Source organism: Vibrio sp. 2033 (genome assembly GCF_033339735.1).
This window is the reverse complement of the sequence record NZ_JAWOVC010000005.1, coordinates 198077-219180: the sequence shown is the minus strand read 5'-3', so window position 1 is coordinate 219180 and position 21104 is coordinate 198077. Positions and strand designations below refer to the sequence as shown.

The 21104-nt window shown below is 43.8% G+C and carries 21 protein-coding genes; 4 read left to right on the top strand and 17 right to left on the bottom strand.

Features of this window, described 5'->3' with window-relative positions:
- Window positions 1–12: 12 nt before the first annotated feature.
- Window positions 13–966 carry a chemotaxis protein CheV gene (locus R7P74_RS09900; protein ID WP_005372976.1) on the bottom strand — a complete coding sequence of 318 codons (954 nt, stop codon included), beginning with the start codon at window positions 964–966 and terminating at the stop codon, window positions 13–15.
- A 363-nt stretch (window positions 967–1329) separates the two neighbouring features.
- Window positions 1330–2547: a sugar metabolism global transcriptional regulator Mlc gene (gene mlc, locus R7P74_RS09895; protein ID WP_005385828.1), complete on the bottom strand. Its 1218-nt coding sequence runs from the start codon at window positions 2545–2547 to the stop codon at window positions 1330–1332.
- Between the two features lie 410 nt (window positions 2548–2957).
- Here mlc and pyk point away from each other — a divergent pair, with 410 nt between their 5' ends.
- A complete protein-coding gene (pyk, locus tag R7P74_RS09890; protein WP_025767228.1) occupies window positions 2958–4400 on the top strand; it encodes a pyruvate kinase in 1443 nt (480 codons plus the stop codon).
- 108 nt (window positions 4401–4508) lie between these two features.
- Here the strand turns inward: pyk and R7P74_RS09885 are convergent, their stop codons facing one another.
- Window positions 4509–5660 carry a patatin-like phospholipase family protein gene (locus R7P74_RS09885; RefSeq protein ID WP_005372971.1) on the bottom strand — a complete coding sequence of 384 codons (1152 nt, stop codon included), beginning with the start codon at window positions 5658–5660 and terminating at the stop codon, window positions 4509–4511.
- Between the two features lie 44 nt (window positions 5661–5704).
- On the bottom strand, window positions 5705–5797 hold the full coding sequence (cydH, locus tag R7P74_RS09880; protein ID WP_005372970.1) for a cytochrome bd-I oxidase subunit CydH: 93 nt from the start codon (window positions 5795–5797) through the stop codon (window positions 5705–5707).
- Window positions 5798–5924: 127 nt separating this feature from the next.
- On the opposite strand from cydH, the gene R7P74_RS09875 reads away from it, so the two are divergent.
- The 3 genes from R7P74_RS09875 (at window position 5925) to R7P74_RS09865 (ending at window position 8643) form a co-directional block, all read left to right on the top strand.
- The gene (locus R7P74_RS09875; RefSeq protein WP_047103413.1) at window positions 5925–6515 is read left to right on the top strand and encodes an outer membrane protein; all 591 of its coding nucleotides are present in this window, start codon (window positions 5925–5927) and stop codon (window positions 6513–6515) included.
- A 569-nt stretch (window positions 6516–7084) separates the two neighbouring features.
- Window positions 7085–8551, top strand: a complete 1467-nt coding sequence (locus R7P74_RS09870; RefSeq protein WP_005372966.1) for a sodium-dependent transporter — start codon at window positions 7085–7087, stop codon at window positions 8549–8551.
- Window positions 8548–8643 (top strand): MetS family NSS transporter small subunit, encoded by a 96-nt coding sequence (locus R7P74_RS09865; RefSeq protein WP_005372963.1) that lies wholly within the window; start codon window positions 8548–8550, stop codon window positions 8641–8643. Before R7P74_RS09870 ends, R7P74_RS09865 begins: the two co-directional genes overlap by 4 nt.
- 67 nt (window positions 8644–8710) lie before the next feature.
- Here the strand turns inward: R7P74_RS09865 and R7P74_RS09860 are convergent, their stop codons facing one another.
- The 13 genes from R7P74_RS09860 to plsX form a co-directional block, all read right to left on the bottom strand.
- On the bottom strand, window positions 8711–9112 hold the full coding sequence (locus tag R7P74_RS09860) for a hypothetical protein (RefSeq protein ID WP_191116261.1): 402 nt from the start codon (window positions 9110–9112) through the stop codon (window positions 8711–8713).
- Between the two features lie 212 nt (window positions 9113–9324).
- Window positions 9325–10755: a PTS glucose transporter subunit IIBC gene (ptsG, locus tag R7P74_RS09855; RefSeq protein ID WP_005372959.1), complete on the bottom strand. Its 1431-nt coding sequence runs from the start codon at window positions 10753–10755 to the stop codon at window positions 9325–9327.
- A gap of 447 nt (window positions 10756–11202) precedes the next feature.
- On the bottom strand, window positions 11203–11967 hold the full coding sequence (locus R7P74_RS09850; RefSeq protein WP_054577648.1) for a TatD family hydrolase: 765 nt from the start codon (window positions 11965–11967) through the stop codon (window positions 11203–11205).
- On the bottom strand, window positions 11958–12920 hold the full coding sequence (locus R7P74_RS09845; RefSeq protein ID WP_318122821.1) for a DNA polymerase III subunit delta': 963 nt from the start codon (window positions 12918–12920) through the stop codon (window positions 11958–11960). The genes R7P74_RS09850 and R7P74_RS09845 overlap by 10 nt, the downstream gene beginning before the upstream one ends.
- Before the next feature lie 24 nt (window positions 12921–12944).
- The gene (gene tmk / locus R7P74_RS09840; RefSeq protein WP_005387350.1) at window positions 12945–13577 is read right to left on the bottom strand and encodes a dTMP kinase; all 633 of its coding nucleotides are present in this window, start codon (window positions 13575–13577) and stop codon (window positions 12945–12947) included.
- Entirely contained in the window at window positions 13574–14590 is a 1017-nt protein-coding gene (mltG, locus tag R7P74_RS09835; RefSeq protein ID WP_005387347.1) for an endolytic transglycosylase MltG, read from the bottom strand. Before mltG ends, tmk begins: the two co-directional genes overlap by 4 nt.
- Window positions 14587–15402, bottom strand: a complete 816-nt coding sequence (gene pabC / locus R7P74_RS09830) for an aminodeoxychorismate lyase (protein ID WP_104975488.1) — start codon at window positions 15400–15402, stop codon at window positions 14587–14589. The genes mltG and pabC overlap by 4 nt, the downstream gene beginning before the upstream one ends.
- Window positions 15403–15509: 107 nt before the next feature.
- Complete coding sequence (gene fabF, locus R7P74_RS09825; RefSeq protein WP_318122820.1) at window positions 15510–16760, bottom strand: beta-ketoacyl-ACP synthase II; 1251 nt, start codon at window positions 16758–16760, stop codon at window positions 15510–15512.
- 93 nt (window positions 16761–16853) lie between these two features.
- Window positions 16854–17087 carry an acyl carrier protein gene (gene acpP, locus R7P74_RS09820; RefSeq protein WP_225473360.1) on the bottom strand — a complete coding sequence of 78 codons (234 nt, stop codon included), beginning with the start codon at window positions 17085–17087 and terminating at the stop codon, window positions 16854–16856.
- A 246-nt stretch (window positions 17088–17333) separates the two neighbouring features.
- Window positions 17334–18068, bottom strand: a complete 735-nt coding sequence (gene fabG / locus R7P74_RS09815) for a 3-oxoacyl-ACP reductase FabG (protein WP_031781117.1) — start codon at window positions 18066–18068, stop codon at window positions 17334–17336.
- A gap of 45 nt (window positions 18069–18113) precedes the next feature.
- Complete coding sequence (gene fabD, locus R7P74_RS09810) at window positions 18114–19037, bottom strand: ACP S-malonyltransferase (RefSeq protein ID WP_005387313.1); 924 nt, start codon at window positions 19035–19037, stop codon at window positions 18114–18116.
- 75 nt (window positions 19038–19112) lie between these two features.
- Entirely contained in the window at window positions 19113–20063 is a 951-nt protein-coding gene (locus tag R7P74_RS09805; protein ID WP_017821385.1) for a beta-ketoacyl-ACP synthase III, read from the bottom strand.
- 5 nt (window positions 20064–20068) lie between these two features.
- Entirely contained in the window at window positions 20069–21094 is a 1026-nt protein-coding gene (gene plsX / locus R7P74_RS09800; RefSeq protein WP_017633846.1) for a phosphate acyltransferase PlsX, read from the bottom strand.
- Window positions 21095–21104: the final 10 nt, after the last annotated feature.

Here is a 21104-nt window from a genome sequence, read left to right as displayed (position 1 = left end):
CACTAGATCTAATCATGCACTTTTAGAAAGCATCTGGCGTAATCGGTCTTGAGCAACTTCAACCAGCAGATCCGGTTGGAATTTAGATATAAAGCGATCACAGCCTACTTTTTGTACCATGGCTTCATTAAAACTACCGCTCAGAGAAGTGTTCAATGTGATAAACAACTTAGACATACGTGGATCTTGGCGCACTTCATGGGTCAGTTTATAACCATCCATTTCAGGCATTTCAGCATCCGTAATCATCATCAACAGCTCTTTTTCTACATCTTTACCTTCATCACACCAACGTTTTAAAACCGTTAACGCTTCCAGCCCGTCACGACACTCGATGATATTCATACCTAATTGAGAAAGCGTATCGCGAACTTGATTACGAGCTGTAGAGGAATCATCCACAATCAGAACATTACGCCCGACCATTGCTTGGGCCAGTTCTTGATCGAGAATGTCCTCCGAAATAGTCACGTCGTAATGCACGATCTCTGCTAAAACTTTTTCAACGTCAATAATTTCGACAATTTGAGAGGCATCCCCCTCTTTGATTTGCGTGATAGCCGTGAGGTAATTCGAGCGACCAGACGTGGAAGGAGGCGGCTGAATTTCAGTCCATGCCGTATTAATAATGTTTTTAACCGGACCGACTAAGAAGCCCTGCACCGTGCGGTTGTACTCTGTCACGATCAAATTTTCTTCTTCCGCTTCACCACGTAAAGCAGGAAAACCAATTGCGCCTCGTAAATCAATCACTGGTACCGCTTCACCTCGTAGAGAAGCAACCCCACGAATATTGTAGTGCGACCCAGGGAGCTTGGTTAACGGTGGAAGCTTGATGACCTCTTTCACTTTGAACACATTAATCGCAAATAATTGGCGACTATTTAAAGTGAACAGCAGAAGCTCTAGTCGATTTTCACCAACCAAGTTTGTACGCTGGTCAACCGTATTTAACACTCCGGACATACTACTACCTAAATTATGGATAATTCTTATTTTACTCGAAATCAGTACAGACACAGCAAGGTTATATAACCAAATAACCTTAAAATATTTGGCTTTTCGAGCACAGCTTTAAAGTACAACAGTTTTAGCGTATTACTTCTCTTTGCATCAGACGCAAAGTCACGCAGCACATTGAAAGCCATTTTGTTTATTTACTTGAGCTTTTTAGGAAATTACATGAATGGCGCAGATATAGCAATGCAACATAACTCAAATTCCCTTTCTAGTAATAGGCGATCAAAAAGGGTGAGCCGTTAAGTCTCACCCTAAATCACCTACAAATGCAGTCTCAACAGCCAGGCACATCATCATGTTAAAAAGTACTTAACCTTCCACAACCTTCATCAATAGTTGACCATCGTACAACGCTTGCTTAATCAACGCGGCACCAGGCATTGTGGCTTGCTTATAGAAACGAGACTCCACCAGCTCAAGATCTTGGTGATAAACAGGTAAACTCTGCTCTTCGATACAGCGACGAACCGCAGGATAAAGCACATCTTTTGCTTGGTTAATCACACCACCGATCAAGATTTTCTCAGGGTTAAATAAGTTGATCACAATAGCAATTGCAGAGCCTAAGTAGCGTCCAAGTTTTTCAATCACATCGACGGCCAAAGGATCACCGTTTGCAGCGGCTTCACAAATGCTCTCAATACTCATTTCTTCTTGTTTAGCAAGAATAGAGTCTTCGCCATCAGCGATTCGTCTTACGACTTCTTCACGAATTGCTTGAGAACTGGCAACGGTTTCCAAACAGCCAATATTGCCGCAATGACAACGTTTTCCATTTGGGTCAATTTGAATATGCCCGAGTTCACCAATGTTACCGTGACGGCCTTGCAAAACGCGCCCATCCAGAATGATGCCCGCACCTAAACCGTGGTGGATAGAGATAAGAACGGAGTTGTCATTATCTTGAGAATGACCAAAAAGCTTTTCTGCTAATGCCCAAGCTCGCGTGTCATTGGCAATGAAAACTGGCAAGCCTGTTGCTTTGTATATCTCTGGTCCAAGAGCAAGATTTTCGACATTGTAATGAGGCATCTGCAAAACGACACCTTGCTCTGAGTTCACGAGACCAGGCAGCGTAAGGGCAATACTGGTAACCCGATCAAGTTGATCCGCGTAAGTCTGAAAGAATTCATCAATTTCGTAAAGCAGGCGCTCAAGCACATCGTCTTGATCAAGCTCGTGTATCTCGATTTTAGTATCGATCAGTACATCACCGCCTAACTCATGCAAAGCAATGGTTAAATAACCTCGCCCCAAACGCATTGACAAAAATTGCCAGCCTTCATTATTGACCTGCAAACCGACAGCAGGTCGACCACGACTCGTCGCTTCTTGTACTGTCGTTTCATGAATCAAGTGCGCTTCAATTAATTCTCGAGTGATTTTGGTGATACTAGCAGGAGCAAGCTCACTCTGCTTGGACAAATCAATTCGAGAAATAGGACCTTTTAGGTCAATTAGTTTATATACACGACCAGCATTGACCTGTTTGATATGATCAATATGGCCCGGTTGAGCCATGTACATCTTGCACTCCGAAATTCTATAACGGGACAATTTTTTTACTTTGCGAACTAATTGTGAAGTGAATTAATAAATCCCCGTGACAAGCATCACGTATAAACCTGTTTGTTTGTGTATTCAATCAAATAACGAAGAATCTACTCCTGTTAAATTGTTTGAAAAATAACTTATTTTTATTCACTAAATTATGAAGTAGTGCCTTTAAAGCAGCGCATTTTTATCAATAAGGCCATTGCCTGTCGAATATCTGTCTGTTTTACCGGGGTTACTCTTAATATAAACATTCTGTGCATATACTTATATTCAAGTAGCTTTAAGGTGTGGGCTCAGCAACGAGGCTAACCTTGAGAGCGATTGCGTAAAGTAAGGATAGAGTTCAAGTTACCTTTACACACACATTCATCGGAGAATCTATGACTTCCAAATTAAGACGAACAAAAATTGTCACTACGCTGGGTCCTTCAACGGATAAGGACAATATACTTGAGGAGATCATCAAAGCCGGTGCAAACGTTGTCCGTATGAATTTTTCACATGGAACCAGTGAAGACCACATTCAACGTGCGAACAAAGTCCGTACCATTGCAGCAAGACTTGGGCGTCAGGTTGCAATTCTTGGTGACTTACAAGGCCCTAAAATCCGTGTATCAACGTTTAAAGACGGCCAAGTCATTTTGAATGTGGGCGATAAATTCACATTAGATAGTGATTTACCAAAAGGTGAAGGCAATCAAGAATCTGTAGGGTTAGATTATAAAGAACTGCCGCAAGATGTTTCACCAAATGACATTTTATTACTCGATGATGGACGCGTTCAGCTGCAAGTTACTACAGTAGAGGGTAATAAAGTTCATACCCGTGTGATTGTCGGTGGTCCACTGTCCAACAATAAAGGGATCAACAAAAAAGGCGGCGGATTGTCAGCGGATGCGCTCACAGAGAAAGATAAAGCCGACATTCTTACCGCCGCAGCAATTCAAGTAGACTACCTTGCTATTTCATTCCCGCGTAACGGCGAAGACATGCATTACGCTCGACGCTTAGCCAGAGATGCAGGCCTTGAAGCCATGTTAGTGGCTAAAGTCGAACGAGCAGAAACCGTCGCGACCAATGAGTCTATTGACGACATTATTCTCGCATCCGATGTGGTGATGGTTGCACGTGGTGACCTTGGTGTAGAAATCGGTGACCCTGAGCTCATAGGTGTCCAGAAAAAACTGATTCGCCGCGCACGCAGTTTAAACCGTATCGTGATTACTGCGACACAAATGATGGAGTCCATGATTACTAGCCCAATGCCAACGCGTGCTGAAGTGATGGATGTGGCCAATGCGGTTCTAGACGGCACTGACGCGGTGATGCTTTCTGGAGAGACCGCTGCAGGTAAATATCCTGTAGAAACGGTCAAATCCATGGCCGAAGTATGTGTGGGGGCAGAAAAAATGTCGGAGGCAAGTCTATCAACCTATCGCTTAGATAGAACCTTCGAAACCGCTGAAGAAACCATCGCAATGGCAACCATGTACTCTGCGAATCACATGGAAGGAATTAAAGCGATGATCTCGTTAACTGAGTCCGGCAGGACTGCGTTGATGATGTCTCGCTTAAGCTCTGGCTTGCCAATATTTGCCTTATCACGGAATGAATCGACACTCAATCGAGCAGCATTATACCGAGGCGTGACACCTGTATATTTCGAGTCAAAAAGTGATGCGGGTTTACCAACGGCTCAAGCAGCGATTACTAGCCTTAAAGAGCAAGGGTTCTTGCACAAAGGTGATTTAGTCATTATTACTCAAGGCGATGTAATGGATGTTGTTGGCTCAACCAACTGCATGCGCATTCTACAAGCGTAGTCGTTATACCTAACTGGAATTAACCACAAGAACCCGCAAATAAGGCTCCGAAAATGGAGCCTTATTTATATGCTTTGTATATTGCGCACATCGTGAACGTAAGAAGGTTTATGCACTCTCTCTACCATCAATTTCAACATCCAGCTGGTCATAGAGTTGAACTAGGTTAAACCCAGCTTGAAGCCCAAGTTGATAGTCATGCTCTAGTGACTCTTGGTCACTTAACAAAGAAGAAGAACGAAGTCCCTCTTTAGGCGCAACTTGTAAAATAAAAGTGTCGTCAGGTGGAGCAGATATAAAGGCCTGCGTGAGCTCAAATGTTTGATAATGAATCATCAGCATGTCGGCTAAACCTGAGTCAAAATTCTCACCAATCAGGTGGCTTAAACGATACAAGTTATCGGCACCGAACAACCAACGGCCTCCATTTAACAGCATTTTCCCTGCAAGCTTCGATTGATGTGCTGCATTAATTTTTTGTTGGAAGAACGACGCCCAATCCAGCTTCCACTGATTCACTTTTTGCTGCCATGATTGCTGTACTGAGTTGATAGACTCCCGATACCATTCGACAGGCACATCCCCCACCTCACTTTGGGCTCTCGCTTCAATCTCTGAAAACGGCTCTGTGCGAATGACAATAATGTTGCGAGCATTCTGACGCCACGCTTCTTGAACAGGGATAGAGGCAGACACGCCGCCATCAACAAACTTATTGCCATTTACGTCGACAGGTCCGTGGTACAACTTGGGAATCGCACATGTCGCTAGCATAGTGTTAAACCACGAGTCATCCAAGATTGGTAGATATTGATCTGATAGCGTCTCTATATTCGTTACCGCAGCAAACGCTCCTCGTTTTCCCAATGCACTACGACCTAAATCAAGGTCAAGCTTGTATGGGAAATCTTGAATCCGTTCTAATGCCCACTCTAAACCTAAGTACTGCTGCTTTCGGATATAGCGAAACAGATTAAAAAATTCAGGAGACGTTGTCAGCTCGGTAATAAAAGCTTTGCCCATGCCATGTTGACGACACAAGTAAGAACATAAGTTAAGTGCTCCGGCAGAGGTGCCATAGAATTCATCGAAAGGATCGAAGTTGGAAAGTAAAAAGGCGTCTAAAACGCCAGCGGTAAAAATCCCTCTCTGCCCTCCACCTTGCGTGACTAAAGCAGTTTTACCATGCCTAAAGTGCTCATAAACTTTTACATCAAGCTCTGCATGGCTTTCTGTGATTATACCGCTGTTACGTATCATAGGCTCACGCCATTTTGTTAAAACGTTTGGTAAAAGTGGTTATCTTAAGCTGTTGTAATAGCAATGATGCCAAATGACAAAAGCACTGCAAAAACAGTCACCACAATGATTAATGCGGATTTTAGATCGTGTTCCATAAACACCTCCTTAATATGTAACAAATTAATAACACCGGTGTGAAATATGTTCAAGATTTGCTTAATTTAGTCGCGCAATTTTGACTAACCCATCACAATTAGCTTAGTCATAATAAGGAGATAGGGCATGAACCAAAAACTCAGCTGGCTAGTAGGAATCATGATGATGAGTACTGCTATCAATGCACAAGCGAATATCATCGTTACACCATACATAGGCTATACAGGAGGCGGCCAAGTAGAGGATGAAAGTGGTAATACATACGATCTCGACCCCGCAGTGAACTACGCTCTTTCAGTCGAGACTCCCTTAGAAAAAGGAAGGATCGGATTGTTTTACTCCAATCAATCGACGGAACTTGAAAAGCTGTCCAACTCAGCAGATATCCATTATCTGCACTTCCAAAGCAGCATGTACTATCCTGTCGCAGAAAATTGGCAAACCTATATCGGTGTAGGTTTGGGCGCTTCTTATGCCGATGTGGATTGGGTAGACAAAAAATACGGATTTTCGGCTAGCGCTTTTGCAGGGCTGGAATATGAATTTTCAAAGAACTTTGCATTAACAGCCCAACTGAGATGGTTAGGAACGGTCGTTGATAACGATACATCTGGCGCCTGCAATCTACCTAATGACGGCTCAAACTGTATCATTAAGTTCGATACTGATTGGATGAACCAATTCCAATCAAATGTCGGTTTTAGTTTCCGCTTCTAATTTTTATGCATGTTCCTTTGTAGGACTCGTCACAAAGAACGCTGAACGAGTCCTGCACAGAGCCGATAAAGGATATCGTCTAAACACCATTGTTTGGCAAAGTAACGAAGCATCATCTAGATAGGTGCACAAAAGATAGCCGTACGCCCTAATTAATCAAAATAGTCTTAAACACCAAAGCAATTATTAGATCCCAGTCATTTATTCCAGACAAACAACCACCTACCCACACAAAACCACAATCAAACTCAAATTTAACAAGATTAAAACCAGACAACGTATCTGAATTAACATTTAGATTCTATTGCGCTAAGTATTATTAGAAGTTAGTCTGATCAGTGAAAACAGATAAATATTTCAGTTTTATCAAACACACATCAAAATTTTAAGATTAATAATCTACTTTCTCTTACAGTAGACAGAATATAGCTCTATAAAATTATAATAAGTTAGAATTAAGGATAGAAAAGCTGATGGATAACAGCGGTCCTTTCTTCCAACTGTTTGCGCAATTATTACTGTGTTACGTAGAGAGCTTCATTCCTCAGGGAGTCTTATAGGAGTCAAATATGAAGCGAGAACAATGGGGATCCCGGGCGGGATTCATCTTAGCAGCAGTTGGGTCTGCTATCGGTTTGGGAAACATTTGGCGTTTCCCATACATGGCCTATGAAAACGGTGGCGGCGCATTTTTTATTCCTTACATTTTTGCCATGATCACTGCCGGTATTCCATTTATGATCCTTGAGTTCAGTATGGGACAAAAATACCGAGGCTCGGCACCAAAAACACTTGCGAAAATTCATTCTAAATTTGAATGGCTTGGCTGGTTCCAAGTTGGTGTGGCTGCAGTTATTGCCGTTTACTATGTGGCTGTTATCGGTTGGTCGATTTCTTACTTTGGGTTGTCGTTCACTCAAGGTTGGGGAACCGATACCAACGCATTTTTCTTTAGTGAATACCTAAAGCTAGGTGACAACTCACCAACAGACTTAGGCAGTATTCAATGGAAGATTGCTTTATCCATGGTGATTGCTTGGGCAATTACTTACACCGCTATTGCCAAAGGCGTGAAATCAGGAATTGAACGAGCATCTAAAATTATGATGCCAATCCTATTCTTGATGGTGATTTTCTTAATCGGACGTATGATTTTCTTGCCAGGAGCTCTAGATGGCGTGAACTACATGTTCGAACCCGATTTCAGCAAAATTTGGGATGTGAAAGTATGGGCAGCGGCATATGGTCAGATCTTCTTTACGCTAAGTATCGGCTTCGCCATCATGCTAGCTTACTCTAGCTACCTACCAGAAAAGTCGGACATAACGAATAACGCGTTTATGACTGTGTTGATCAACTGTGGCTTCTCGATCCTAGCCGGCATCATGATCTTCTCAGTATTGGGTTACATGGCTCAAGAGCAAGGTAAGCCGTTAACAGAGGTGGTATCTGCAGGCGTTGGCTTGGCTTTTGTTACTTTACCTGCGGCAATTAACCTACTACCTGCCCCATATATTCTTGGTCCACTGTTCTTCTTTGCACTGGTGGTTGCGGGTCTAAGTTCGCATATTTCAATTATGGAAGCCGTAACTTCAGCCATTATCGACAAGCTGAAGTGGAGCCGTAAAAAAGCTGCAAATGTTGTGATTGGTATTGGCTTCGTTGTCTCTATGGCGTTTGCTACCAATGGCGGTCTGCTGCTACTCGATCTAGTAGACCACTTTGCAAACAACGTTGGCATCATGGTTGGTGGTCTGGTTGAGATTGTCTTGATGGCGTGGCTATTGAAGCGCGTGCCAGAAGTACGTAATTACGTTAACGAGCGCTCTGATTTCTCTGTTGGTCAATGGTTCGAGATCTGCTTACGCTTCGTTACACCAATCATGCTCGCCATTATCTTAGCGACCAAGCTATACGCCCTAATTACTGAAGGCTACGGTGGCTATGATCTAACTTTAGGCTGGGCACTTATCGCCGCACTCTTTATCTTTGGTCTAGTGATCAACGCAGTGAACCGCAAGGAGACAGCAAAATGACAATCAGCGCAATTATTATGATGGTTATTGGTTTAGGTATCACTTGGGGCGGCGCTGCCGTTTGCATCAAGCGAGCCATGGATAAACAATAGAACGTTAAGTTCCACATAAAAACGCCGGTAGTTACCGGCGTTTTTTTATACATACATTAGTTCAATTCTAGAAACTGTACTTGATGCCAACGGCGCCGCCAAGTTGCAAGTCAGCACCTTTGTAAAGATCTAGCTCTGGGTGTATTTGACCATAAAGGTCCCAGCCGCGTGATAAATCCCAGTTCACACCAAGTGGTACTCTCACACCAAACTCGTCATCCCATTCATACCAGCCACCAACGCCGACATACCAAGTCACAGGCATGTTTTGATCGAATGTTCCACGCTTAGCGATGTAATCAAACGCCATACCATCGTTTCCGATAATGCCACGATATTTGTTATCTAACTCTACAACAACACTTAATTGTTGATCGACAGCCATACCAACTGATAGATCCGTTGGCTCGCTTGCCGCCATTGCCGTACTAGAAACTAGTCCCAAAACTAAAGTGAATTTGTTCTTCATACACGTTATCAATTATTCAAAAAAACATTATTCGCTATTCAAACATAATGGCATATCAATATGTCAACGATGGGTAAGCTCGATGTATGAAAAAGCTGACAAAAGTAAAGATGAGTTTAGGATCACACTAAAAAGGAACTGTCAGTTAATAAAATAGGAACTAAAAAAGGAGGCCGAAGCCTCCTTTTATGCATTACTATGAATGACTGCGATTAACCGTGGTTACGAATCCACTCATCCATTTCAGTTTTTAGGTTATCAGACTTAGTACCGAAGATAGCCTGTACACCACCAGCTACAACTACAACACCAGCAGCGCCTAGTTGTTTTAGCTTGTCTTGGTCAACAGCTGCTGTATCTGCAACTGCTACACGTAGACGTGTGATACATGCATCTAGACCAGTAATGTTAGCTTTACCGCCAAACGCTGCAACCAGTTCACCGCCCATATCAGAGCCAGAAGTTACAGCTGCACTTTCCGTTTCATCTTCACGGCCAGGTGTTTTTAGGTCAAGCGCTGTGATTACACCACGGAACACTACGTAGTAAATTACTGCGTAAACTAGACCAACGGCAATCATTAGCACCATCTTCTGAGCGTTACCAGATAGAACTAGGAAGTCGATCAGACCGTGAGAGAAAGAAGTACCGTGTACAAAGCCTAGAGTGTTCGAAACGATGTATGCAGAACCAGCTAGTAGAGCGTGGATACCGTATAGTAGTGGAGCAACGAATAGGAATGAGAATTCGATTGGCTCAGTAATACCAGTTAGGAATGAAGTCAGTGCAGCTGACGCCATGATACCCATTACTTTTGCACGGTTTTCTGGTTTAGCACAATGAGCAATTGCGATTGCTGCAGCTGGTAGACCGAACATCTTGAACATGTAACCACCCGCTAGCTGACCGAAGCCATTACCAGCAGCACGAGATGCTTCATCAGCAACTAGGTAACAAGTTAGTACACCATTTTGAGCTTCACCGGCAGCGTTAACACAAGAACCTGCTTCGAAGAAGAACGGTACGTTCCAGACGTGGTGTAGACCGAATGGGATTAGAGAGCGCTCAACAACACCGTAGATACCGAATGCTAGCTGTGGGTTTTGGTGTGCAGCCCAATCAGAGAATGCAGAAATTGCACCGCCAATTGGTGGCCAGATAACAGAAAGGATAACACCTAGGATGATCGCAGCAAAACCAGTGATGATTGGCACTGCGCGCTTACCAGCGAAGAAGCCAAGGTACTCTGGAAGTTGGATTTTGAAGAAACGGTTGAATGCCCAAGCAGCCACACCACCGACAAGGATACCACCTAGTACACCTGTATCGATTTTCTCAACACCCATAACGCCCGCCATTACACCTAGCGTTGCCGTCATGATGCCGTAACCAACGATAGCTGCAAGACCTGCAACACCGTCGTTGTTAGTGAAGCCTAGCGCTACACCTACTGCAAATAGAAGTGCCATTTGGCCGAATACTGAACCACCAGCTTGTTCCATAAGATTAGAAACGATCTCTGGAATAAAGCTTAGATGGGCAGCACCCACACCTAATAAAATACCTGCAACTGGTAAAACTGATACTGGAAGCATCAGAGCCTTACCAACTTTTTGCAGGTTAGCAAAAAGGTTCTTAAACATGTTTATGCTCCTGATAAATTTATAAGTATTATTTGGGCACTAACGGCACACCCCCGTAGCCTAAAGGTTAGCACCCAATGAAAATGTAACCACAACTGCATTATATTTTCCGGCTCTAAATATATATTGATGACCCTCAAACTTTCCACACAGTTACGAAATTTAGTTTCAAAACAAGTCTTGGATCACACCCAAAAACAGCCGATGAAAAGGTTTGCATTGCACTTATATTACTGTTTTATAATGAATTAATTATTTATATAATTAATTTTAAGGCGTAAATAAAATACGCCTCAATGTTATTTTTAGTAACAAAATTACATTTGTGATTTTTGAATGTTATTAAATCAACATTTTTAGTAAACATTAAACTCGTGAGCGTATCTGTTGTTTTTATCAACAAAAAAGGAGCCTAAGCTCCTTTTTTATGCTCTTATTATTTTTTCATCACAAAAAAAGATTTCGGAAGTTTTCGGTGGTTTTTTGTGCCACTTCAGAAAGAGAGCACGATTTGAGTTGCGCAATATAAGAAGCGACTTCGACAACGTAAGCGGGTTGATTCTCTTTGCCACGATGAGGGACAGGAGCCAAGTAAGGAGAATCTGTCTCAATAAGAAGCTTCTCTAAAGGTAGAGTCTTCACCACTTCTTTTAACTCTGTAGCTTGACGGAAAGTAACAATCCCCGAGATAGAAATATAAAACCCCAGCTCCAGTGCAGCTTCAGCAAATGGAAGATCTTCTGTAAAACAGTGGATAACACCACCACATTTCTCTGCCCCACCCTTACGCAAAATATCTAGAGTATCCGCACGTGCGTTTCTGGTATGGATAATTAAAGGTTTGTTGAGCTCCACTGCAAGATCAACGTGTTGCTCAAAGCGCTCTTTCTGTAACGCGGCCGTTTCGGGCTTGTAATGATAATCTAAACCCGTTTCGCCAATAGCGACGACTTTTGCATTCGACGCATGGTGGCGCAATACGTCCATCGAAAAGTCGCTTTCAACATCAAGTGGGTGCACACCGCACGAAGCATAAACATTGTCATAAGGCTCGATCATTTCCATCATTTTCGGGAAAGAATCCAGCGTTACTCCAACAGAAAGTAGCTCAGTTACGTTTGCTTGTTTAGCTTTGTTAATAACGTCTTCCACATTGATGTGGAGATCGTCGTAATTCAATTTGTCTAAATGACAATGAGAATCTACGAACATAATGCCTCTCGTGATTCAATTAACCAATTCATTGATAGTAGTTCAAGGTTCAGGCCAGGAAAGGCTTGCACCTGAGCTTTCAGGTTCATCAGCGCCTTCGCTGATGAGTACAAACCGTTATAGTTGTCCGGTTGAAACTTTGTCGCGCCCGGAAGCATTTGAGCTTCTGATACACCAAACTGCGCTTTCTGAGCATCTGTCAGTAAATACCATGCCCAGTCTAATGATTGCTCTGAGTGTTTAGCGATTAAAGAAGCACACTCAGAAACGTCTGAAACAGGCGAAGACATTGCCTTAATAAAACTGCGTTCAAAAGCCAAGTAAGCTTCGAGCTCACCATTATTTAACGCATCCAATGTTTTTATTGGAGAGCCCATATTCAGTTTTAAGGCATAAGCAGGAACTTGCTTCGCCCCTTGTTCGTGCATCCATTGCATCGCTTGTTCCGCTGACGGAGGCGCAACAACCCAGTGTTGGCAACGGCTACGAATCGTTGGGAGCAGACGCTCCTGATTGTGGGTAACGAGCAAAAACAAGCACTTTGCCCCAGGCTCTTCTAGCGTCTTTAACAGCGCATTCGATGCCGACTCGTTCATAGAGTCCGCCGGTTCTATTATAAATAGGCGGTAACCATTAAGCTGAGATGATTCCTTAGCAAGACGGTTACAAGCGCGAATTTGGTCCACCGTTATCGCCTTTCCTTCTTTCTCTGGCTTGATCCAGTGTAAATCAGGGTGGTTTTGAGATTGATTTAGCTGGCAGCTATGACAAAAACCGCATGCTTCACTCGCGTAATTTTGGCAAAGAAGTGCTTGGCTAAAAAACTCGATAAGTTTTTCGATGCCCAAGCCCTGCTCGCTTTGTAATAAAAGCGCACCTGGTATTCTGTCAGACTCTAACCCTACTTTGAGGTTATCCCATATTGGCTGTAGCCATGGATAATCATTTAACATGAGTCACCTAAATTTACGTTTCACTTATTGACGAGCTAGCCACTCGTTTAGAGCGTCCCGAATATCACGCGACACGCCTTCAATCGTCTGTTCTGCGTTAATGATAACGATGGAAGGATCGGCATGAGCAATCTCCAAATAACGCTCACGTGTACGCTCGAAGAAACTAATATCCATCTTCTCTATACGATCTAACTCACCACGCCCACGTGCACGCTCAAGCCCAACACGAGGGTCAATATCCATATAGAGAGTGAGAGCAGGTTTAAAATCACCAAGCGTTGTATCCCGGAGATTTTTCATTAACGATGCGTCAATCTGACGGCCACCACCTTGATAAGCTTGCGACGACATATCGTGTCGGTCACCAACCACCCACTGACCGTTTTCCAAAGCTGGTTTGATCACGTTCTCAACCAACTGAACACGTGCAGCGTACAGAAGAAGCAACTCCGTCATGTCCTTAAGTTCTTCGCCTTCGTGCTCTTCTTTCACCAGAGCGCGCATTTTTTCTGCTAGCGGTGTGCCTCCTGGCTCACGGGTATTTACGATATCCTCAATACCGGCCGCTTTTAGCGTATCTAAAACGGTTTTAATCGCAGTGCTTTTACCCGCGCCTTCTAGGCCTTCAACGACAATAAAGTTTGCTTTCATCATTTGTTCTTTCTTAGTTCTCTTAAATAGGCACGAACAGCACGGTTGTGCTCAGCAAGGGATTTCGAAAATACATGTCCGCCCTTTCCACTTGCTACAAAATATAAATAGTTGCTGCTTTCTGGATTCAAAGCCGCTTCAATGGAAGCTTTACCAGCCATCGCAATCGGTGTTGGTGGCAAACCATTGATGGTATAGGTGTTATATGGTGTCGGCGTACGCAAATCTTTCTTACGAATGTTGCCATCGTAGGCGTCACCCATACCATAAATAACTGTCGGATCAGTTTGTAACCGCATGCGTTTGTTCAATCGGTTGATAAACACAGAAGCGACGCGCTCACGCTCAGAATCAATAGCCGTCTCTTTCTCGATGATAGACGCGAGAATCAAGGCTTCATATTTGTCCTGTAATGGCAGCTTTTCTTGACGAGCTTCCCAGCTAGCATCCAGTATTTTATTGAGTTTTCGATGCGCTCGTTTTAATAACTGGCTTTCACTCGCACCCGCTGTGTAATGGTAGGTTTCTGCTAAAAACAACCCTTCTAGCTTTTCTCTCTCAATTCCGAGCTTCGCAGCCATTTCTTTTTCTGAAAGATCGGTTAAATCATGCTTTAAATAAGGAGCACTTTTTAGTTGATCTACCCATTCAGAAAAGCGGCTGCCTTCAACAAAAGTGATCGCAAACTGGTATTCTTTTCCAGTATTCAGATGCTCCAATGTTTGCGAAAGCGACATACCAGGCTCAAGTTGGTAAGTACCCGCTCGCACCTGCAACAATTCTGGATATAAGTGAGGAATTAAACGGATGTACTCCGATGTTTCAATCACCTCATCTTCAACTAAGGCGCGCATGACATGATGAAAGCTTGTACCACTTTCTACAGTAAACAGCTGAGGTTGTTCCAATAGAATAGGCTTTTCAACGTATTGTTTAGCCTGTGAAATTATATAAAAAACAGCTGCTGCGCCTATCACTGCGATCAGCACAACAAAAGCCAACAGTTTTTTAATCACGTAGTTAAATTCCCTTGCAGTCGTTGAGTCAATTTTCCTATCGGAAATATAGTCTTAGAGTTCGATGTCACTATGCTGCGAATAGGTGCGACACCTAATATTGAGTTACACATGAAAGCCTCGTCTGCACTCAGCAAATCTGGAAGTATAAAACGCCCCTCGATGACTTCAATATGACTTACTTTAAGTAACTCAAGCACCTTACGACGCATTACGCCCGTAACGCCTGATAAGGTCAGCTCCGGCGTAAATACTTTATTACCTTTAACCCAAAAAAGGTTGGCCATTGTAGTTTCAATGACATGGTTTTGCACATTTAACGTTATTGCATCTGCAAACTCTGTATTGTCGATTTCAGCCTTGGCGAGAATCTGCTCTAAACGGTTGTTGTGCTTATGTCCAGCAAGTAAAGGTTGAATCCCTAGACGAGTATTACAAACGCCCAAGTCCACACCTTGTTCTTGCCAAGATGAATAATGAGAAGGAAACGCAAAATTGGAAATTGTCACGATAGGGCCTTCAATCCCATTAGGGCTATACCCTCGCCCGCCAATACCGCGGCTAACGTGAATCTTCACCCCCGCTCGTGCGTCAGATAATACCGCTTTGCTTGCCCAATCATGCACAACTTTCCAGTCAGGTGAAGAGATCTTCAAAGCGTCAAGGCAAGCACTCATGCGCTCAGTATGTTCTTGCCAGTAAACCAACTCTCCATTTTGGGTCAGGATGGTGGTAAAGCCTCCATCACCGTATTGGAATGAGCGATCACCTAGCTCTACATGCGTTTGCGGAACTCCATTTACCCAAAACATTCACGTACCTTCAAATTAGCAGACAACAAATAAAACAAAACGGCTCAATGCTAAGCATCGAGCCGTTAGAATACAAGTTTCGCTTATCTAAATTAGGTTAGATAGCGTTACTCAGCGAACTTCTTAAAGATCAAAGAACCGTTTGTACCACCAAAGCCAAACGAGTTACAGATAGCGTACTCCATACCTTCAACTTTGCGCGCTGTATGCGGCACAAGGTCGATGTCTAGACCTTCTTCTGGATCATCAAGGTTAATGGTTGGCGGAACAATTTGGTCAACCAAAGACATAACCGTGATAATTGCTTCAACAGAGCCAGCAGCACCTAATAGGTGACCCGTCATCGACTTAGTTGAAGACACAAGAACTTGCTTCGCACCTTCTTCACCAAGAGCACGTTTCACGCCTTTGATTTCTGCAACATCACCAGCTGGAGTAGAAGTACCGTGAGCATTCACATAACCTACTTGAGTACCTGTGATGTTAGCATCACGCATCGCCGCTTCCATCGCAAGTGCACCACCAGAGCCGTCTTCGCTTGGAGATGTCATGTGGTAAGCATCACCAGACATACCAAAACCAACCAGTTCTGCGTAAATCTTCGCGCCACGTGCTTTCGCGTGTTCGTACTCTTCAAGCACCATCATGCCAGCACCATCACCTAGAACAAAACCATCACGGCCTTTATCCCATGGGCGAGACGCTTTTTGAGGCTCGTCATTACGAGTAGATAGCGCTTTAGCTGCACCGAAGCCAGCCATGCCAAGAGGCGTAGAAGCTTTTTCTGCACCACCAGCAACCATCGCATCTGCATCGCCGTAGGCAATCATACGTGCTGCATGGCCGATATTATGCAGGCCAGTAGTACATGCGGTAGAAATCGCGATATTTGGACCACGAAGACCACGCATGATAGATAGGTTACCTGCAACCATGTTTACAATGGTCGAAGGAACAAAAAATGGGCTAACTTTGCGAGGGCCTTTGTCTACTAATGCAGTATGGCCAGTTTCGATAAGGTCAAGACCGCCAATGCCTGAGCCGATAGCAACACCAACTCGAGCCGCATTTTCTTCGGTAATTTGTAAGCCAGAGTTATCAAGAGCTTGAATACCCGCTGCAATGCCGTACTGGATGAAAAGGTCCATCTTACGAGCATCTTTTTTAGACATGTACTCTGTGCAATCGAAATCTTTAACAAGACCTGCAAAACGAGTTGAGAAGTTCGTAGTATCAAAGTGCTGGATATTTACGATACCACTTTGACCTTCTAGCAGGGCTTTCCAAGATGATTCTACTGTGTTGCCTACCGGTGACAACATACCCATGCCAGTGACAACTACACGACGCTTGGACACGATATAATTCTCCGGGAATTGAATATTTCTATGAGAGGATAGAAGAAGTTAGAAAGAACACAGGCGGTCTAGGAGACCGCCTGGGAGAGCTAATTACTGAGCGCTGTTTACGTAGTCGATTGCAGCTTGAACAGTAGTGATCTTCTCAGCTTCTTCGTCAGGAATCTCAGTGTCGAATTCCTCTTCTAGAGCCATAACTAGTTCTACAGTGTCTAGAGAATCAGCACCTAGATCATCAACGAAAGAAGCTTCGTTTTTAACTTCTGCTTCGTCTACACCTAGCTGTTCAATAATGATTTTCTTTACGCGTTCTTCGATGTTGCTCATTTTTCTTTTCCTTTACAGATTTCGCCTAATGCGATGATTCCGTAGTTTATTCGAACTATTGAAAGTTGCAAGGGGGTCCTTGCTGGTCAAACCACAAAATTAGCGAATTTAACCGAATTTCAATACATTTTTGACTTAAATCATGCACAAATCTTGCGCATAAGCATGACAAGTTCATGACAGTTAACTGCAACTATAGGCTATTTTTCACAATGTAAAATAGCTTATTTTGCATAAACTGTCGCATTAAACCATGTACATACCACCATTTACATGCAAAGTTTCACCAGTAATGTACGCTGCTTCAGGAGAAGCAAGGAAAACTACTGCTGATGCAATTTCACGTGGGTCACCTAAACGACCTGCTGGCACGTTCGACAAAGTTGCCGCACGTTGGTCATCATTTAGTGCCTTAGTCATGTCAGTTTCGATGAAACCAGGAGCAACAGTATTCACTGTTACACCACGAGACGCAACTTCACGAGCCATTGATTTAGTAAAACCAATCACGCCCGCTTTCGCTGCTGCGTAGTTAGTTTGACCTGCGTTACCCATGGTACCAACAACAGAGCCTACGTTGATGATACGACCCGCACGTTTTTTCATCATGCCGCGTAAAACCGCTTTAGACATGCGGTAGATAGGCGTTAGGTTGGTATCGATGATGTCGTTCCACTCATCATCTTTCATACGCATCAATAGGTTGTCACGAGTAATACCAGCGTTATTCACCAGAATATCGATCACACCAAATTCTTCGTTGATCGTTTTTAGTGTCGCTTCGATAGACTCGACATCGGTCACGTTAAGAGCTAGACCTTTACCGTTATCACCAAGATACTCGCTGATAGCAGCCGCACCACTTTCAGAAGTAGCAGTACCGATAACCGTAGCACCTCGCTCGACAAGAAGTTCCGCGATCGCGCGGCCAATACCACGGCTTGCGCCGGTAACTAGCGCGATCTTACCTTCTAGATTCATCATGTTGTGTTTCCTTTTCTTATCGCAAATTTATCGCTTGATGGATTACTTCGCAGCGTCTAGCGATGCGATATCATTCACTGCTGCTGCAGTTAGCGTTTTCACGATACGTTTTGTTAGACCTGTTAAAACTTTACCAGGGCCAAGCTCAAGAAGATTTTCTACGCCTTGTTCGTGCATCAGTTCAACTGTTTCAGTCCAACGAACTGGGCTATGTAGCTGACGAACAAGCGCATCTTTGATTTTTGCAGGATCTGTCTCAGCAACCACATCAACGTTGTTGATAACTGGCAGCTGTGGTGAGTTAAATTCGATAGACTCAAGAGCTACAGCAAGTTTTTCCGCTGCTGGCTTCATAAGTGCACAGTGTGAAGGTACTGAAACAGGAAGAGGAAGCGCACGCTTCGCACCGGCTTCTTTACATAGCGCACCAGCTCGCTCTACTGCGTCTTTGCTACCAGCGATAACGACTTGACCAGGCGAGTTAAAGTTTACTGGAGAGACCACTTCGCCTTGCGCTGCGTCTTCACACGCTTTTGCAATCGCATCATCAGCCAAACCGATAATCGCGTACATTGCGCCAGTACCAGCTGGTACTGCTTCTTGCATAAGTTGACCACGTAATTCAACCAGCTTGATGGCTTCTTTAAAGTCAATAACACCCGCACATACAAGTGCTGAATACTCACCTAGGCTGTGACCGGCTAGGTTTGCTGGTTGCTCTAAGCCAAGTTCCTGCCATACACGCCAGATTGCAACAGATGAAGCTAGCAAAGCTGGTTGAGTACGGAAAGTCTCGTTTAAATCTTCTGCAGGTCCATTTTGAACAAGCGCCCATAGATCGTAACCTAGTGCGTCAGATGCTTCTGCAAATGTTTGTTTTACTACGTCATATTGTTCGCCTAGTTCTGCAAGCATACCTACAGCTTGAGAACCTTGACCTGGAAATACGATAGCAAACTTGCTCATGTTGTTTTCCTTTAAGCAAAGTAAAAAGAAATAAGATGCACCAAGTGCACCTTAAATTTTGAATTCTTGTGAAACTTAGAACTTCACAAGGGCCGAGCCCCAAGTGAATCCGCCGCCAAACGCTTCAAGAAGCAGAGTTTGACCGCGTTTAATACGACCATCACGTACCGCTTCATCTAGTGCTGTTGGCACCGTCGCAGCTGATGTGTTGCCGTGTTTATCAAGTGTAATCACGACTTGGTCTAGTGACATCGAAAGTTTCTTCGCTGTCGCTGAAATAATGCGGTAGTTCGCTTGGTGCGGCACTAGCCAGTCTAGTTCAGACTTATGCATGTTGTTGGCTTCAAGCGTATCTTTTACTAGTTTCGATAGCTGAGTGACAGCGACTTTGAATACTTCGTTCCCAGCCATATGAAGCCATTTATCCGCATCTTGCCCCCGCACAGGTACAGGTAGGCTTAGAAGCTCTCCGAATTGACCATCCGAGTATATGTGGGTAGAGATAATGCCAGGCTCTTGGCTAGCGCCTACGACAACGGCTCCGGCACCATCACCAAATAGAATAATGGTTGAACGGTCTGTCGGATCACACGTTTTAGACAAAGCATCTGAACCAATCACAAGTACGTTTTTGCACATACCAGATTTGATATGTTGGTCTGCAACAGATAATGCGTACACAAAACCAGAACAAGCAGCGGCTAAGTCAAAAGCTGGACAACCTTTAATGCCAAGCTTTGCCTGCACCTGACACGCAGATGAAGGGAAAGTATGGCTACTGCTCGTTGTGGCTACGATAATCAGGTCGATATCGTTTTTATCAATACCCGCCATATCGATAGCGTTTTCAGCTGCGTAGAATGCCATGTCTGCTACAGTTTCGTTTTCTGCAGCAATTCGACGCTCTTTAATACCCGTGCGAGCAACGATCCACTCATCACTTGTATCTACCATTTTCTCTAGATCTGCGTTTGTACGCACCTGAGATGGCAGGTAGCTGCCAGTACCTAAAATTTTGCTATACATGAAGACTAATAATGCCTCTCGAGTAAAACCGCTTCCAAACGATCGCTAATACGGCTTGGTACTTGTCGTTTGACCTCGTGTACTGCCTCGCCAAGTGCATTGACAATCGCAGATACATCCGCACTTCCATGGCTTTTTATGACAATGCCGCGCAATCCTAGCAAACTTGCGCCGTTATACTGGTCGGGGTTCAGTGTTTTTAGTTCATTAAACAGCCTAGAAAACAACTTTCTAGCTATCCAACCCTTTATCGTTGATGCCATTATGCTGGTTTTAATTTTTTCGATAAAAAGTTGAGCTGTTCCCTCACTGGCTTTTAAGCATACGTTGCCGACAAATCCATCACAAACAATGACGTCAGCAACATCATGCAAAATTTGATTACCTTCAATATAACCGACAAAGTTAATCGCATCGGTCTGAGAAAGCATTTCTGCGCAACGTTTGACTAAATCGTTACCTTTAATCTCTTCTGCGCCAATATTGAGTACAGCAACGCGAGGAGGACGACCCAAGTGTTCTTCAGCTAATGCACTGCCCATTACAGCAAATTGGAACAAGCTATCAGCATCGCACGATACATTCGCCCCCAGATCTAGCATCCAAGTGCGCTTTCCGGTAATCGTCGGTAAAGCGGAAACTAAAGCAGGACGTTCAATGCCAGGAAGTAACTTAAGAATGAAACGCGATAGTGCCATTAATGCACCGGTGTTGCCACCACTAACACAAGCATCCGCTTTCTGCTCAGAAACCAAATCGATAGCCATACGCATAGAACTATTTTGGCTATTACGTAACGCCAATGAAGGTTTTTCTGAGTTCGAGATAACTTTCTCGCTGTGAAGAATAGTCAAGCGGGAACTGGTCGAGGTACCGAGTTGAGATAATTGAGACGTGATCAGAGATTGATCACCAATAAGAATCACTTTTAGCTCTGGGAAATGAGACAGTGCCTGCACGGCGGCAGGCACTGTTACGCGTGGACCGAAATCCCCGCCCATTGCATCAAGTGCAACGGTAATACTTTGCAAAGGTTCAACC